This window comes from Nocardiopsis oceanisediminis (assembly GCF_048595525.1).
GTDB classification, from domain to species: Bacteria; Actinomycetota; Actinomycetes; order Streptosporangiales; family Streptosporangiaceae; genus Nocardiopsis_A; species Nocardiopsis_A oceanisediminis.
The window spans coordinates 1,476,803-1,493,008 of sequence record NZ_JAFMZJ010000001.1 but is presented as its reverse complement, the minus strand read 5'-3'; the positions used below and the strand labels follow the sequence as shown (position 1 = coordinate 1,493,008).

At 74.3% G+C, this 16,206-nt stretch carries 11 protein-coding genes; 4 read left to right on the top strand and 7 right to left on the bottom strand.

Translation table 11 applies throughout. The features are described from left to right. Window positions 1-250: 250 nt before the first annotated feature. The 5 genes from J0910_RS06700 to J0910_RS06680 all read right to left on the bottom strand — a co-directional run bounded on the left by J0910_RS06700 (window position 251) and on the right by J0910_RS06680 (window position 6,247). The gene (locus tag J0910_RS06700) at window positions 251-865 is read right to left on the bottom strand and encodes a transglycosylase family protein (RefSeq protein ID WP_420157648.1); all 615 of its coding nucleotides are present in this window, start codon (window positions 863-865) and stop codon (window positions 251-253) included. Between the two features lie 237 nt (window positions 866-1,102). After that, window positions 1,103-2,704 carry an alkaline phosphatase D family protein gene (locus tag J0910_RS06695; RefSeq protein WP_420157647.1) on the bottom strand — a complete coding sequence of 534 codons (1,602 nt, stop codon included), beginning with the start codon at window positions 2,702-2,704 and terminating at the stop codon, window positions 1,103-1,105. Window positions 2,705-2,915: 211 nt separating this feature from the next. Beyond that, a complete protein-coding gene (locus J0910_RS06690) occupies window positions 2,916-4,211 on the bottom strand; it encodes a PhoH family protein (protein WP_420161907.1) in 1,296 nt (431 codons plus the stop codon). 444 nt (window positions 4,212-4,655) lie between these two features. Then, window positions 4,656-5,417 (bottom strand): isoprenyl transferase, encoded by a 762-nt coding sequence (locus J0910_RS06685; RefSeq protein ID WP_420157646.1) that lies wholly within the window; start codon window positions 5,415-5,417, stop codon window positions 4,656-4,658. Between the two features lie 236 nt (window positions 5,418-5,653). Then, the gene (locus J0910_RS06680; RefSeq protein WP_017592317.1) at window positions 5,654-6,247 is read right to left on the bottom strand and encodes an RNA polymerase sigma factor; all 594 of its coding nucleotides are present in this window, start codon (window positions 6,245-6,247) and stop codon (window positions 5,654-5,656) included. Between the two features lie 187 nt (window positions 6,248-6,434). Between J0910_RS06680 and J0910_RS06675 the strand changes: the two genes are divergently transcribed. After that, window positions 6,435-7,814 carry a serine/threonine-protein kinase gene (locus J0910_RS06675; RefSeq protein WP_420157645.1) on the top strand — a complete coding sequence of 460 codons (1,380 nt, stop codon included), beginning with the start codon at window positions 6,435-6,437 and terminating at the stop codon, window positions 7,812-7,814. 342 nt (window positions 7,815-8,156) lie between these two features. On the opposite strand, the gene J0910_RS06670 is transcribed toward J0910_RS06675, so the two are convergent. Together J0910_RS06670 and J0910_RS06665 are read right to left on the bottom strand one after the other, a co-directional pair. Next, entirely contained in the window at window positions 8,157-8,807 is a 651-nt protein-coding gene (locus J0910_RS06670) for a hypothetical protein (protein WP_420157644.1), read from the bottom strand. A gap of 102 nt (window positions 8,808-8,909) precedes the next feature. Then, a complete protein-coding gene (locus tag J0910_RS06665; protein ID WP_420157643.1) occupies window positions 8,910-10,907 on the bottom strand; it encodes a thioredoxin domain-containing protein in 1,998 nt (665 codons plus the stop codon). A gap of 390 nt (window positions 10,908-11,297) precedes the next feature. Here J0910_RS06665 and J0910_RS06660 point away from each other — a divergent pair, with 390 nt between their 5' ends. From J0910_RS06660 to xdhB, 3 genes are all read left to right on the top strand, one after another. After that, complete coding sequence (locus J0910_RS06660) at window positions 11,298-11,795, top strand: nucleoside deaminase (RefSeq protein ID WP_420157642.1); 498 nt, start codon at window positions 11,298-11,300, stop codon at window positions 11,793-11,795. A 536-nt stretch (window positions 11,796-12,331) separates the two neighbouring features. After that, the gene (locus J0910_RS06655) at window positions 12,332-13,792 is read left to right on the top strand and encodes a xanthine dehydrogenase small subunit (protein ID WP_420157641.1); all 1,461 of its coding nucleotides are present in this window, start codon (window positions 12,332-12,334) and stop codon (window positions 13,790-13,792) included. Continuing rightward, window positions 13,789-16,206, top strand: a complete 2,418-nt coding sequence (gene xdhB, locus J0910_RS06650) for a xanthine dehydrogenase molybdopterin binding subunit (protein ID WP_420157640.1) — start codon at window positions 13,789-13,791, stop codon at window positions 16,204-16,206. The genes J0910_RS06655 and xdhB overlap by 4 nt, the downstream gene beginning before the upstream one ends.

Here is a 16,206-nt window from a genome sequence, read left to right as displayed (position 1 = left end):
GAACTGGTTCTTTGGGGGCGCCCGGGGGGCGCGGGCCGTGCGGGCCGTGCGAGCACTCGGAGGCTCTTACTCGGCACGGAAGGCATCATGACCTTCCGTTTCATCACGGCACAATAACATCAATTCCGGGCAAGTCCACCCCTCGGAAACAACAAGCGCCCCTGCCCGGAGACCGCGCTCCGAAGAGAGCGGATCCGCGCAGGGGCGGGGTTCCGGGCGCCTCAGGACACCCGTCTTGACCTGCAGATTCTCAGTCGAAGAGGTGAACGCCACACTCCGGCCACTGGCTCTGCCAGTTGCCGCCGACCGCGTCGTAGAGGGCCTTGGCCCGGGAGGTCTGCTCGTCGGCCGGGGCCTCCGCCGGGGAGCCGCTGCCGCCCACCGACTCCCAGGTCGCCATGGAGAACTGGTAGAGGCCGTAGTAGCCGCCGGCGGAGTTGACCGCGGTCGGGTCGCCGCCGGACTCGCACTGGGCCAGTGCGGGCCAGTTGAGCGCGTCGGCGTCGGCGCTGGAGTCCGGGGCGGGGGAACCCGAGTCGGAGGAGGAGTCCTCCTCTTCCTCTTCGGGCTCGGGCTCCTTCTCCTCGGGCTTGGTGGTGCCGGAGGCGGAGGAACCGCCTCCGGCGGCCTCGACGCGCTCCTGGGTCTCCTGGCGCTGCGAGGCGCGCTGGTCGTCGGAGACGTCCTGCACGTCGGCGAAGAACTCCTCGTCGGAGGCGGCCTGCGGCACCTGCATGGCGGCGCCGGTGGCCTTGCCCGGGTCGCCCCCGCCGAAGTAGGCGGTGGCGGCGAAGAGCGCGGTGGCGGTGAGGCCCGCGGCGCCGATGCCGGCCGCGAGACGCGGTGAGATGCGGTTGAACAGCAAGGCTGGCCTTCCGTTGGGAGCGCGCGCCACTCGGGCGGACACGGACCTCGACGGGGGGTGGGGTGTCGATTCGGTCCGGCTATCGGGGCGCGCCCGGGGGCTCCTTAATGACGGTTCCGGACCTACCTTGCCGCATCCTTTGCGGCTCCATCACCTCTTCGGGGGTGACCTGCATCACACCTCGCCCTGACCCGGTCTTTGCCGAGCGGGCCGGCGCCGGGGCCGGCCCGCCCCGGCTCAGCCGCGCCCCTCCGGGTGCAGCGCCTTCGACCAGAGCGAATCGCCGCTCCCGTCCCGCAGGTGCACCCGGAACTCCTTGGTCCGCGGGTCGATCTCGACCTCGCCGAAGTGCTGGTGGCCCTCCATCGGCGAGGTGTTCGCGCGCGGCGGCGCGTTCACGAAGACCTCCTCCGGGCCGAAGGTCGGGTCCAGGGCGTTGGGGCCGAAGGCGCCGGCGTGCAGCGGCCCGGTGACGAACTCCCAGAACGGGGTGAACTCCGAGGAGGCGGCCCGCTCCGGGGAGTAGTGGTGGGCGGCGGTGTAGTGCACGTCCGCGGTCAGCCAGACGACGTCGCGCACGCCGCGGCGGTGCAGCCCGGAGAGGACCCGGTCGATCTCCGCCTCGCGGGCGAGCGGCCCGCCGGGGCGCCCGTTGGCGACCGCCTCGATCCGGTCCCCGTCCGGCACCACCACGCCCAGCGGCATGTCGGAGGCGATCACCTTCCACGTCGCCGTGGACGCCGCGACCGACCGCACCAGCCACTTCGCCTGCTTCTCGCCGAGGATGCGCTCATAGGCGGCGTCCCCGGCCGAGTTGGCGTCCCGGTACAGGCGCATGTCGATGACGAACACGTCCAGGTGCGGGCCGTAGGACAGGCGGCGGTACATCCGCCCGTCGACGGCCTCCCGGGGGACGACCGGCTGCCACTCGTGGAACGCCCGGTGGGCCCGGCGGGCCAGCACGTCGACGGACTTCTCGGTGTACCGGTCGTCGTCGAGGATCTCCCCGGGGTACCAGTTGTTGGTCACCTCGTGGTCGTCCCACTGGACGATGTGCGGGACCCGGGAGGCGAACGCCCGCACTCCGGCGTCCATCAGGTTGTAGGCGTACTGGCCGCGGAACTCCTTGAGGGTCTCGGCGACCTTGGACTTCTCCTCGGTGACCAGGTTCCGCCAGACCCGGCCGTCGGGCAGCTCGACCCGCTCCTCCAGCGGCCCGTCGGCGTAGACCACGTCCCCGCTGTGCAGGAAGAAGTCCGGGTCCCGGTCGGCCATCGCGGCGTAGGCGGCCATCCCGCCGAAGTCGGGGTTGATGCCCCAGCCCTGGCCGGCGACGTCGCCCGACCAGAGGAACCGGACCGGCCGGTCCGCGCCGCCCGGGGTGCGGAAGGAGCCCTGCACCGGCTCGCTGGTGTACCGGCCGGCCTCGGCGTACACCCGGACGTGCGCCTCCTTGCCCGGGTCGAGCCCGGTGACCCGGACCTTCCCGGTGCCGTCGGTGGACGGGGTGAGCATCGGGCCGCGCACCCGGCGGGCGTCGGAGAAGTCCGGGCGCTCGGCGACCTCCACGACCATCCGGGCCGGCCGGTCGGCGCGGGCCCACACCACGGCGCCGTCGGCGCGCGGGTCGCCCAGCTGGATGCCGTGGGTGAGCCGCGGCCGGTTCCGGCCCTGGGCGTAGGCGGGCGCCGACCCGCCGAGCAGGACCGCGCCGGCCCCCGCGGCGCCCAGGCCGATCAGGGAGCGCCGGGACGGGCCGGGCGGGCGCGCGGAGAGCCCGTCCGGCCCGGGGGCGGAGGCGTGCGGGGGTTCGGGGGACGCGGGGGATTCGTGCTCCATCGGGGGTCGGCTCCTCATCATCGGGGACAGGCGGGGTCAGGGGGGTTCTACCTGCCGGTTCCGAATGGCGCCGGAACACGCGCCGAAGCGCGGGAGAAGAAGGGGGCGGCGCCGCGGAAGGGGGGAGGGCGACGAGGCGAGCCCCGGGGTGCGGCGCCCCGGGGCTCCTGCTCCTCCCGGGCCGCCCCGGCGGGCGGCCCGGGGCCGGACGTCAGCCCTCCAGCATCTCGGTGACCAGGGCCGCGATCGGAGAGCGCTCCGAGCGGCTCAGCGTGATGTGCGCGAAGAGCGGGTGGCCCTTGAGCTTCTCGATCACCGCGACCACGCCGTCGTACCGGCCCACGCGCAGGTTGTCGCGCTGGGCGATGTCGTGGGTGAGCACCACCCTGGAGTTCTCGCCGAGGCGGGAGAGCACGGTGAGCAGCACCCCGCGCTCCAGGGACTGCGCCTCGTCCACGATGACGAACGCGTCGTGCAGCGAGCGCCCGCGGATGTGGGTGAGCGGCAGCACCTCCAGCATGCCGCGGTCCACCACCTCGTCGATGACGTCCTGGCTGGTGACCGCGGACAGGGTGTCGTGCACCGCCTGCGACCACGGGCTCATCTTGTCGTTCTCGGTCCCGGGGAGGTAGCCCAGTTCCTGCCCGCCGACCGGGTAGACCGGGCGGAACACCATCACCTTGCGGTGCTGGCGGCGCTCCAGCACGGCCTCCAGCCCGGCGCAGAGCGCCAGCGCCGACTTGCCGGTGCCGGCCCGGCCGCCGAGCGAGACGATGCCCACCTCGGGGTCGGTGAGCAGGTCGAGCGCGATGCGCTGCTCGGCGCTCCGGCCGTGCAGGCCGAACACGTCCCGGTCCCCCTTGACCACCTTCACCGACTTGTCCGGGAGCACCCGGCCCAGCGCCTTGCCGCGCTCGGAGACCAGCACCAGCCCGGTGTGGCAGGGCAGGCCGCGGGCGGCCTCGACGTCGCCCGTGCCGGACTCGAAGAGGCCGGCGACCTCGTGCGCGGGGACCTCCAGCTCGGCCATCCCGGTCCAGCCGTGCTCGATGGCGAGCTCGGCCCGGTACTCGTCGGCCTCCAGGCCGATCGAGGAGGCCTTGATCCGCATCGGCAGGTCCTTGCTGACCAGGACGACGTCGCGGGCGGGGGCGCCCTCCTCCGCGCCGGCCGCGGCCTCCTCCTGGAGGTTGCGGGCGACGGTGAGGATGCGGGTGTCGTTGTCACCGAGCCGGAAGCCGACCGGCAGGACCGCCGGGTCGCTGTGGTTGAGCTCCACCCTCAGCGTGCCGCCGTCCTCGTTGACCGGGACGTCGGTGTCCAGGCTGCCGTGGGCGACGCGGAGGTCGTCCAGGCGGCGGAGGGCTTCCCGGGCGAAGTAGCCCAGTTCGGGGTGGTGACGCTTGCTCTCCAGCTCGGTGATCACCACGATCGGCAGTACCACTTCGTGCTCTGCGAACCGGGTGATGGCGACCGGGTCGGCCAGCAGGACGCTGGTGTCGAGCACATAGGTTCGCCGCTCCCCGTCCGCACCCGCAGCTGCGTGCGGGGCGACGGAGGTGTGGAGGCCGCGGCGGTGGGTCGAGGAACTAGCCACTCGTTCTCCCCTTGGGCACCGCGAGGGCGCCCTAGTGTCACGGGATACCTGGGACCGGGGCCGACCCCTGCGCAGGGCCGGGTCCGGCCCTCCTCGGCTTGGGTTCCGCGGTGGAACAGCACCTCGGACAGCAGGGGCCTCCCGAAGCGGGCGGATGTGCACCGCCCGCTGGTTCCGACGGTACCCGGCTCCTTGCAAAGAGCAAGACCCTCCGTTGGCACGCCATGTGAACGCCCGGTTAAGCGGCTTCTCCTCCGTTCCGCGGCGGCCTGCCGGGCGGTGGGGACCAGTGGGACCGGGCCCGAGGGGCCTCCGCCGAGGGCGGTGGCGGGCGACGGGCGGGAGGGGCCGTGCTCAGGAGCCGAAGCGCCGGTTGCGCGCGCCGAAGGCGCGGAGCGCGCGGAGGAAGTCCACTCGGCGGAAGGCAGGCCAGAAGACCTCGCAGAAGTAGAACTCCGAATGCGCGCTCTGCCAGAGCAGGAAGCCGGAGAGGCGCTGCTCTCCCGAGGTCCGGATGAGGAGGTCCGGGTCGGGCTGGCCGCGGGTGTAGAGATGCTCTCCGATGTGCTCCAGGTCGAGGCGCTCGGCGAGTTCCTCGATCGTGGTGCCCTTGGCGGCCTCCTCGGCGAGGAGGGAGCGCACCGCATCAGCGATCTCACGCCTCCCTCCATACCCGACCGCCACGTTCACAATCAGGCCCGGTTCGCCGGATGTGGCCGCGCCCGCCTCTTTCATCACCCGCGCGGTGGAATCGGGCAGCAGGTCCAGTGCGCCCACCGGGTTGACGTTCCAGCCCTCGTCGCGCAGGCGGATCACGGTGTTCTCGATGATCCGCAGCAGCGGTTCCAGCTGCTCAGGGGGGCGGACGAGGTTGTCGGTGGAGAGCAGCCAGAGGGTGACCACCTGCACACCGCGCTCGCTGCACCAGCCGAGCAGTTCGAAGATCTTGTCCGCGCCGGCCTCGTGACCGCGGTTGATGTCCCCCAGCCCGCTGATTCTGGCCCACCTGCGGTTGCCGTCCAGGATCACCCCGACGTGCCGGGGGGTCTCCGCGTCGCCGAGCTTGCGCTCCAGTCGACGCTCGTACAGCCAGTAGAGGGGATCACGGAGCCCCATGGGACGCAACCTTTCGCCGCGGTGGAGGGAAGAGGACCGGCCGTGCGGCGCGTCCCGGCGGGCCGGAGGGCCGCCCGCCCGCCGCCGGGCCGCGACGCGGTCCGGCGGGCCGGGCGCGGCCGGTGTCCGGTCCCGTCCCCGTGCGCCGCACGCCCTCCCCGCGGCCGGCGCGCCCGTCGCGGCTCGGGCCGGCACGGGAAGGGGTCGTCACTCCAAGGTTAGATCCGATCGGGGGCTCACGATACGGCGAGCGCCTTCCGGACGTGCTTGCGTCCCTCGTGGATGCGGGATTTCACGGTGCCCAGGGCGATGTCGAGCTCTTCGGCGATCTCGTTGTAGTCCATCTGGCACAGGTCGCGCAGGACCAGCGGGGCGACCAGGTTGGGGCGCTCGCGCTCCAGCCGGTCCAGCGCCTCCAGCAGGTCGATCCTGGAGCCCGCGATGACACTGGTGGTCCGCGGGTCGCGCTGGTGCGGGATGCGCTCGGCCTCGGTGGGCATCTCGTTGGAGCGGCGCTTCATCGACCGGTAGGTCTGCCGGGCGGAGTTGGACACCACCGTGTACAGCCAGGTGGTGAAGAGGGACTGGCCCTTGAAGCCATGGATGTTGCGGGCCACCCGGAGCAGCGCGTCCTGGCACGCCTCCTCGGCGTCCTGCCGGTAGGGCAGGAACCGGGCGCACCTGCGCAGCACCTCCGGCTGGATGCGCCGGAGCAGCTCGTCCAGGGCGGCCTCATCGCCGTCCCGGGCGCGGCGGGCGAGTTCTTCCAGGGCGTCGTCGACCTTCGCGGCGCTGCGCTTGGGCGCGGGCCCCTTGTCGGTGTTCGGCACGGCTGATAGCTCCTTGCTGTCGAGAGAGGCGGTCTGGAGTACCCGCCGGGCTCTCCTGCTCTTACACGCGCACCCCCCATTGCGAGGTTCACATCCGAGTCTGACGCTTAGGTGCCCGCTCCGGCTCCCGCCGAAGCCGGCCCCCCGGATCACGTTTGCCTGCAGGCGCACCGGTAAGGGAGTAGCTGTGGCACAACCGGACAGCTTCGGGCGGTACAGGGTCGTCCGCCGACTCGGCTCCGGATCGTTCGCAACCGTCTGGCTCGCCCACGACGACCTGCTGGACACCCCGGTCGCGGTGAAGGTGCTCGCCGAGAACTGGGCGCACCAGCTGGACGTGCAGCAGCGCTTCCTGGAGGAGGCCAGGATCCTGCGGCACGCCGACTCCGCGTGGCTGGTGCGGGTGCACGATCTGGACGTCCTCCCCGACGACCGCCCCTTCATGGTGATGACCTACGCCGACCAGGGCAGCGTCGCCGACCTGGTGGCCCGCGGGCCGCTCCCGCTGGACCAGGCGCTGCGGCTGCTGACCGAGATCGGCCAGGGGGTCACCGCGCTGCACCGGCACGGCATCATCCACCGCGACATCAAGCCGTCCAACGTGCTGCTGCAGTCCTCCCCGGTCGGGCAGAAGGTGCTCGTCGCCGACCTGGGGTTCGCCAAGAGCATCGACCACGCCTCGGGGTTCACCGCGGCCGCGGGCACCCCCGGCTACATGTCGCCGGAGCAGGGCTCCTCCGGCGGCGACATCGACGTGCGGGCCGACGTGTACGCGCTCGGCGCGGTCGCCTACGAGCTGGTCACCGGCCGCCGGCCGCCGGCCGCCCCGGTGAAGGTCCCGCCGCGCCGGCTCCGTCCCGGCCTGCCGCGCGCGCTGAACGACCTGATCATGTCGGCGCTGTCCGAGGACCGGACCGCGCGGCCGCCGGGCGCCAAGGAGTTCACCGACCGGGTGCGCGCCATCCGGATGGACCCGCACCTGCGCACCCGGGTGCCGTGGACGCTGCGGTACCGCGGTCCGCTGCTGCGCTCGGCCGCCGGGGTGCTGGCCGCCGCGGTGCTGGCGGGGGGCGCGCAGGCCTCGGCGGGCCGGCCGGAGCTGGCCTTCACCGAGGTGCAGGACGCCACCGGTTCGGTGAGCGTCCCGGTGCCCCTGGTCTGGGCCTCCCAGCTGCAGGCCAACGGCTGGTCCCCGCGCGAGCTGGGCCTGGTCGGCGGGCACGAGCCGGGGCTGCTGGCGGCCACCGAGACCGCTCGGTGGAAGAGCCACTCGGCCCCCTCCCCCGGCGTCTTCGCCGGCCTGCTGGACCGGTCCGACTCCACGCCCCGGCTGGAGGCGGTCATCGACTCCGGGCCGTGCCCGGGGGCCCCGCGGCGGCGCGACTACTCCGACGCGTACTGGGGCGGCGAGGTGTGGCAGTGGGACCGCTGCCCGGACGGCTCGTCGTTCAGCGCCGCCGCGGTCCGCCCGCACCAGGGCGGCGCCACGGTCTACCTGGAGGTCCGCGCCCCCTGGCCGCGGCCGGATCTGGTCGACCGGGTGATCGGCGGAACCCGCCTCACCTGACCCTCGCGCCCCGGGCCCCGCGCCGGGGCTCCCCGTTCACCGCCCCCTCCCCTCCGCCCTCCGCGCGCCGGCGCGCGGAGGGCCTGGGACCCGTCGAAGGCGCAGGCCTCGGGACCCCCGGGGAGGAGAGGCTCCGGCGGCGCCCGGCGGGACCGCCGCCGGCGGTTCCCCGGCGCTCCCCGTCCCCGCGGAAGGCGCCGGGGAACCGGTCGCCGCAGCCGGGCCCGGACGGAGCCGGCTCCGGAGGCCTCTGCGCCCCCGCTCCGCCCGGGGAGCGGGGGCGGCGGACCCGCGGCGCGCCCCTTCGGGGGGGGGCGGGCGCCCTTCCCCGCCGGCCCGGGGTCAGCCGAGGTAGCGGGAGAGGTCGGCGGAGCGGACGATGCGCTCGTACTCCTCGCCGCCCACCGAGGGGTCGACGATGGGCACGTCCAGTTCGATGTCGGCGCCGGGGACGTACCAGATGCGGGTCTCGAAGGGACGGCCGTCCGCGCAGGCCAGGGTCCAGGCGGCGGACTCCACCCGCTCGCCGCTGACCAGCTCGAAGCCGCCCCGCTCGCGCTCGCCGACCGGCTCGGGGGTGACCGAGCCGACCTGGCCGACCGACCCCGGGCAGACCGTCCAGGGGCGCTTCCAGCCGTCCTTCTCGTCCAGGGAGCCGCCGTCGGCGTCGATGTGGCCGTCCTCGGCGGCGCCGGTGCGGATGCGCAGCGCCGTGGGCGGGCAGGAGTCCTGCGGGTCGCCGGCGGACCCGGGCGGGGCGAGGCACCCGTCGGAGCCGATCGCCCGCCACCCGTCGGGCAGCACGAGGTTGACGTCGTTGACCGCGTAGAGCGCGTCGTCGGCGCGGAGCGGGAAGCCGTCGGTCGCGGAGGCCGCCGGGCGGGCCGGGCCGGGGCGGACCTCGACGCCGTTCGCGCACGCCGCGGCCGAGACCAGGGCGAGCAGGCCGAGCAGCGACAGCGCGGCCCGCCGCGGCGCGGCGTACGACGGCATCGGGCTCCCTTCCCTTCCTCCCCCTCGCCTCCTCGGGCCCCCTTGCCCCTCTTCTTTCCCCGCGGCCCCGCGGCCGCCCTCCCCGCGGGCGGCCGACTGCGGTCAGCGCGCCCCGCCGCCCAGGCGCTCGCGGAGCCGGTCCGGATCGGTCACCGGCAGGTCGCAGACGAACCCCTGGCAGACGTAGGCGGCGGGCCGGCCGCCGACCGGCGGGCGGTCGGCCAGCAGCGGCACCACCGACCCGTCCCCGTCGCCGGGGCCCAGGGCGATCGCGGTCCCCAGCGGCGCGGAGCGCAGCGCCTCCAGGTGCAGGGCGCGGGTCGCCGGGTCCTCCGGCGGGCCGACCACCGCGATCTCCAGCGGGCCGCTGAGCAGCGTCTCGGTGACCGCCAGCCCCCAGCCGGCGAACCGGGGCGCCTTGCGGGCCAGCGGCGCCACCGGCTCCAGCGCCTGCTCGGCGGCGCGCCGGTAGCGCTGCCCGCCGGTGAGGCCGGCGTAGCGGAGCAGCGCGCCGGCCGCCGCGGAGCGGCCGGAGGGGACGGCGTTGTCGGTGGGGTCCTGCGGGCGGCTGAACAGCCGCTCGGCGTCGTCGGCGGTGTCGTAGAACTCGCCGTTCTCCCCGGTGAACCGTTCCAGCACCGTGTCCAGCAGCCGGCCGGCGACCGGCACCCACTCCTGCTCCCCGGTGACCGCGTACAGCGCGAGCAGCCCCTCGGCCGCGTCCGCGTAGTCCTCCAGCACCCCGGCGGCGGGGCCGAGCGCGCCGTCCCGCGAGGTCCGGGCGATCCGGCCGCCGTCGATGTGCAGGTCGGTGAGGAGCCGGGCGGCGGTGCGCGCCCGGTCGACCAGGTCGGGCCGGTCCAGCAGGGCGCCGGCCTCGGCCAGCGCCGCGACGGCCAGCCCGTTCCAGGCGGCGACCACCTTGTCGTCGCGGGCCGGCGGCACCCGGCCGGCGCGGGCCCGGAGCAGGCGGTCGCGGACCCGCTCGAAGCGCTCCGGGTCGTCCGGGTCCTCGGGGAGCCGCAGCACGGAGGTGCCGTGCTCGAAGGTGCCCTTCCGGGTGACGCCGAACAGCCGCGCCGCCCACGCCCCGTCCTCGGCGCCGAGCACCTCGGCGAGCCCCTCCGGCGTCCACACGTAGTAGCGCCCCTCCTCGCCCTCGCTGTCGGCGTCCAGCGCGGAGGCGAACCCGCCCTCGGGGGTGAGCAGCCCGGCGACCATCCAGTCGGCGGTGCCCAGCGCGGTGCGGCGGGCCGCCGGGTCGCCGGTCTCCCGGTGCAGCCGGGTGTAGGCGCGGAGCAGCAGCGCGTTGTCGTACAGCATCTTCTCGAAGTGCGGCACGGTCCAGTGCCCGTCCACCGAGTAGCGGGCGAAGCCGCCGCCGATCTGGTCGTAGATGCCGCCGCGGGCCATCCCCTCGGCGGTTCCGCGGGCCATCTCCAGGGCGGCCGGGGCGCCGGTGCGGCGGTGCTGCGCCAGCAGGAAGGAGAGCAGCATGGACGGCGGGAACTTGGGCGCCCCGCCGAAGCCGCCGTGCTCGGCGTCGTAGGACCGGGCCAGGCCCTCCACCGCGGCGTCGGCGTCCTCGGCGCCGGGCAGCCGGGCGCCGCCGATCTCCCGGGGCCCGCCGAGCGCCTCGGCGACCCGCTCGCCCTGCCCCAGGACGCCTTCGCGGTCCTGCTCCCAGGCCCGGGAGACCGCGTCCAGCAGCCGGTGGAACTGCGGCCGGGGGAAGTAGGTGCCGCAGTAGAAGGGGGCGCCGTCCGGGGTGAGGAAGACCGTCATCGGCCAGCCGCCCTGCCCGGTCATCGCCTGGGTGGCCTCCATGTAGACCGCGTCGACGTCGGGGCGCTCCTCGCGGTCGACCTTGACGTTGACGAACCCGGCGTTCATCAGCGCGGCGGTCTCCGCGTCCTCGAAGGACTCGTGCGCCATCACGTGGCACCAGTGGCAGGCCGCGTAGCCGACGGAGAGCAGCACGGGCACGCCGCGCCGGCGCGCCTCGGCGAAGGCCTCCCCGCCCCACGGGCGCCAGTCGACCGGGTTGTCCGCGTGCTGCAGAAGGTAGGGGCTGGTGGCGTCGGCCAAGCGGTTGGACATCCCCCCACTGTGCCGTACCGGGCGGGGGCGGCGCCACGGCGTTCGGCGGCCTGTGGAAGGCCCGCGCGCGGCCCGTCCGCGGGGCCGGTCCGGCTCCGCTCCATGACCGCGCCAAGGCCAGGTCAGTCCTCATAGGAACCTACGAAGCCGCGATCCCGTGCCATCCATATTTCATGTCCGCGACGCCTGGCTGATTCCCTCCGGACGGCTGTGTACTTGCTCGGGTAGGCCCGTACGACGGCGCCGTCCGCAATGGCGGCGGCCCGAAACCCACCATCCGCACCCCGGTCTCCCCGGAACGCGTCCGCCGCGTCCGACCGGCCCCGATCCGCTCGGGCACCGCCTCCGCGGCGGCGCCCGCCCCCCCATCGCATTCGACAAGGAGCGACCGTGACCGTGAACCCCGCGACCATCGTCCAGGACGAGCAGGCTTGGATGCAGCAGGCCATCGCCGTCGCCACCGACAGCGCGAACAGCGGAGGCGGCCCCTTCGGCGCCCTGATCGTCAAGGACGGGGCGATCGTCGTGACCGCGCACAACCAGGTCACCGCGGCGAACGACCCGTCCGCGCACGCCGAGGTCAGCGCGATCCGCGCCGCCTGCGCGGAACTGGGCACCTTCTCCCTCGAGGGCTGCACCCTGATCACCTCGTGCGAGCCGTGCCCGATGTGCCTGTCCACCGCCCTGTGGGCGCGCGTCGAGCGGGTCGTGTTCTCCGCCGACCGCAACGACGCCGCGGTGGCCGGCTTCGACGACCGCAAGTTCTACGACCTGTTCGAGAAGAAGCCGCAGGAGGCGTGGCCGCTGCAGGTCGTCCACCTGGACCTGCCCAACCGCACCGCGCCGTTCGACGCCTGGATCGCGAAGTCCGACCGCGTCGACTACTGACGGGAGCGGGAGCCGCCCCGGTCCGGGGCGGCTCCGCCGGCACCGGCGGGCGGGGAGGCGCGGCGGCCGCGCCCCCGCCCGGTCGGCGTGCCGGGGCGCCGCCGGGCACGGCGGCGCCGCCCCGGAGCCGGGACCGGCCGGCTCCCGGGAGAACCGGGGCCGCTCCCTTGACCTCGGTGACGTAAGCCACTAGGTTGCGGTCAACGTCGGTCCACGGCTACCGAAAGGAGGCGACCAGCGGATGAACACCAGCTCTGATCTCGGTCGCCTCGCCCAGTGCACCGCCTGGGTTCCGGGCCGGATCGCGCACGGCTGCTGAACGCGCCGTTCTGACGTGCCCCTCTGCGGGCACATCCCGGGTCTCCCGCCACCGCCCCTCGGCACGCCGCCGTCGCGTGCCGTCGCGCGGCCGATCCCCGCACGTGGCGCCTCCGCGCGCAGGAACCCCTCTCACGTGGCGTGTCCGAACACAGAAAGCTGCCTGACATGGCGAACAAGATGAACCGACCGACCGCGCACCGAAACGAAGGCCTGTCATGGTAGCCGCGCGGATCACGGTCAACGGGGAAGAAGCACCCATCTCACCCGCCGCGCCCCACACCACGGTGCTGGACTTCCTGCGCGACCGCGGGCTCACCGGCACCAAGGAGGGCTGCGCCGAGGGCGAGTGCGGCGCCTGCTCGGTGCTGGTGGCCCGCCCCGGGGTGGACAAGCCCACCGACTGGGTCGCGGTCAACGCCTGCCTGGTCCCGGTCGCGGCGCTCGACGGCCAGGAGGTCGTCACCTCCGAGGGCCTCGCCACCGCCGGCGAGCCGGGCACGCCGCCCGCCCTGCACCCGGTGCAGGAGGAGATGGCGGTCCGCGGCGGCTCCCAGTGCGGCTACTGCACGCCGGGCTTCGTCTGCAGCATGGCCGCCGAGTACTACCGGCCCGGCCGCTGCGAGCACGCGGACCCGGCCGGCGGCGACGCCGAGCACGGCCCGAACGGCTTCGACCTGCACGCGCTGAGCGGGAACCTGTGCCGCTGCACCGGCTACCGCCCGATCCGCGACGCCGCGTTCGCCGTCGGCGCGCCCGCCGAGACCGACCCGCTCGCGCAGCGCCGCGAGCAGGCCCCGCCCGCGCCGGCCGCCACCGAGTACACCCGGGGCGACAGCGCGTTCCTGCGGAAGGACACCCTGGCCGAGACGCTGGAGGTGCTGCGCGAGCGGCCCGACGCGGTGGTGGTCGCCGGCTCCACCGACTGGGGCGTGGAGGTCAACATCCGCTCCCGCCGGGCGGACTGCGTGGTCGCCGTGGACCGCCTCCCCGAACTGCGGGAGCTGCGGGTCGAGCCCGACCTCATCGAGATCGGCGCGGCGCTGACGCTCACCGAGATCGAGCGCCGCCTCGACGGCGGCGTGCCGCTGCTCGCGGAGCTGTTCCCGCAGTTCGCATCGCGGCTCATCCGCAACGGTGCGACCCTCGGCGGCAACCTGGGCACCGGCTCCCCCATCGGCGACAGCCCGCCGGTGCTGCTCGCGCTGGAGGCGTCGCTGGTCCTGGCCGGCCCCGACGGCGAGCGCGAGGTCCCGCTGGCGGACTACTTCACCGGCTACCGGCAGAGCGTGCGCCGCCCCGGTGAGCTGATCCGGTCGGTGCGCATCCCGCTGCCGCTCTCCCGGACCTCGGCCTTCCACAAGATCGCCAAGCGGCGCTTCGACGACATCTCCAGCGTGGCCGTCGCCTTCGCGCTCGACATCGAGGACGGGACCGTCCGCAAGGCCCGCATCGGCCTGGGCGGCGTGGCCGCCACCCCGATCCGCGCCCTCGCCACGGAGGCGGCCCTGGAGGGCCGGCCGTGGTCGGCGGAGACGGCCGAGGCCGCGGCGCGGGTGCTGCGGGGCGAGGGCACGCCGATGGACGACCACCGCGCCAGCTCCCTCTACCGCTCCGCGATGCTCGGCCAGAGCCTGCTGAAGCTGCACGCCCAGACCACCGAGGCGGTGTCGTCATGAGTCATCTGTCCGAACGCCCCGAAAAGCCCGCCGTCGGCGTCTCGATGCCGCACGAGAGCGCCTTCCAGCACGTCACCGGTACCGCGCTCTACACCGACGACCTGGTGCACCGCACCAAGGACGTGCTGCACGCGTACCCGGTCCAGGCCATGCAGGCCCGCGGCCGGGTCACCGCGCTGCGGACCGGTCCGGCGCTCGCCGTACCCGGTGTGGTCCGCGTGCTGACCGGCGCCGACGTGCCCGGTGTCAACGACGCCGGGATGAAGCACGACGAGCCGCTCTTCCCCGACGAGGTCATGTTCCACGGCCACGCGGTCGCCTGGGTGCTCGGCGAGACCCTGGAGGCGGCCCGGCTCGGCGCGGCCGCCGTCGAGGTGGAGATCGACGAGCTGCCCTCCCTGATCACGGTGGAGGAGGCGATCGCGGCCGAGAGCTTCCACGGCGCCCGGCCCGTGATGGCGACCGGCGACACCGACGCCGGCTTCGCCGACTCCGCGCACGTGTTCAGCGGCGAGTTCCGGTTCTCCGGCCAGGAGCACTTCTACCTGGAGACGCACGCGGCGCTGGCGCAGATCGACGAGAACGGGCAGGTGTTCGTCCAGAGCAGCACCCAGCACCCCTCGGAGACGCAGGAGATCGTCGCGCACGTGCTCGGCGTTCCCTCGCACGAGGTGACCGTGCAGTGCCTGCGGATGGGCGGCGGCTTCGGCGGCAAGGAGATGCAGCCGCACGGGTTCGCCGCCATGGCCGCGCTCGGCGCCAAGCTGACCGGCCGGCCGGTCCGGTTCCGGTTCAACCGGACCCAGGACCTGACGATGTCCGGCAAGCGCCACGGGTTCCACGCCGCGTGGAAGATCGGCTTCGACGCCGACGGCCGCATCCAGGCGCTCGAGGCCACCCTGACGGCGGACGGCGGCTGGAGCCTGGACCTGTCCGAGCCGGTGCTGGCCCGCGCGCTGTGCCACATCGACAACACCTACTGGATTCCCAACGCGCGCGTCGCCGGCCGCATCGCCAAGACCAACACGGTCTCCAACACCGCCTTCCGCGGCTTCGGGGGGCCGCAGGGCATGCTGGTGATCGAGGACATCCTGGGCCGCTGCGCGCCGCAGCTCGGCCTGGACCCGGTGGAGCTGCGGGAGCGCAACCTCTACCGGCCGGGCCAGGGCCAGGAGACCCCGTACGGGCAGCCGGTCACGCAGGCCGACCGGATCTCCGCCGTCTGGCGGCAGGTGAAGAGCGACGCCGGCTTCGCCGACCGCGAGCGCGAGATCGCCGCCTTCAACGCCGCGCACCCGGACACCAAGCGGGCCCTCGCGATCACCGGCGTCAAGTTCGGCATCTCGTTCAACCTCACCGCCTTCAACCAGGGCGGCGCGCTGGTGCTGATCTACAAGGACGGCTCGGTCCTGATCAACCACGGCGGCACCGAGATGGGCCAGGGCCTGCACACCAAGATGCTGCAGGTGGCCGCGACCACGCTGGGCATCCCGCTGCACAGGGTCCGCCTCGCCCCGACGCGGACCGACAAGGTGCCCAACACCTCCGCCACCGCGGCCAGCTCCGGGGCGGACCTCAACGGCGGGGCGATCAAGAACGCCTGCGAGCAGCTGCGCGAGCGGCTGCTCCGGGTGGCCTCCAGCCGGCTGGGCGCGAACGCCTCGGACGTGCGCATCACCGAGGGCGTCGCGCGCGCCCTGGGCAGCGACGAGGAGCTGGCCTGGGACGACCTGGTGCGCACCGCGTACTTCCAGCGGGTCCAGCTCTCCGCGGCCGGCTACTACCGGACCGAGGGCCTGCACTGGGACGCGAAGACGTTCCGGGGTTCGCCGTTCAAGTACTTCGCCCACGGCGCCGCCGCGACCGAGGTGGAGGTGGACGGCTTCACCGGCGCGTACCGCATCCGGCGGGTCGACATCGTGCACGACGTCGGCGACAGCCTCTCCCCGATGATCGACATCGGCCAGGTCGAGGGCGGCTTCGTGCAGGGCGCGGGCTGGCTGACGCTGGAGGACCTCCGCTGGGACACCGGCGACGGGCCGAACCGCGGCCGGCTGCTGACCCAGGCCGCGAGCACCTACAAGCTGCCGAGCTTCTCGGAGATGCCCGAGGAGTTCAACGTCACGCTCATGGAGAACGCCACCGAGGAGGGGGCGGTCTACGGCTCCAAGGCGGTGGGCGAGCCCCCGCTGATGCTGGCGTTCTCGGTGCGGGAGGCGCTGCGGCAGGCCGCCGCCGCGTTCGGGCCGGGCGGGGTCGGCGTCGAGCTGGCCTCGCCCGCGACGCCGGAGGCGGTGTACTGGGCGATCGAGGAGGCCCGCCGGAGCGGCGCCTCCGGGAGCGCCGGCACCGCCGGCGGGTCCGCCGTCGGCGGCGGGGTCCGGGCCGTCGCAGAAGTGCTGAACAGTGCCTGA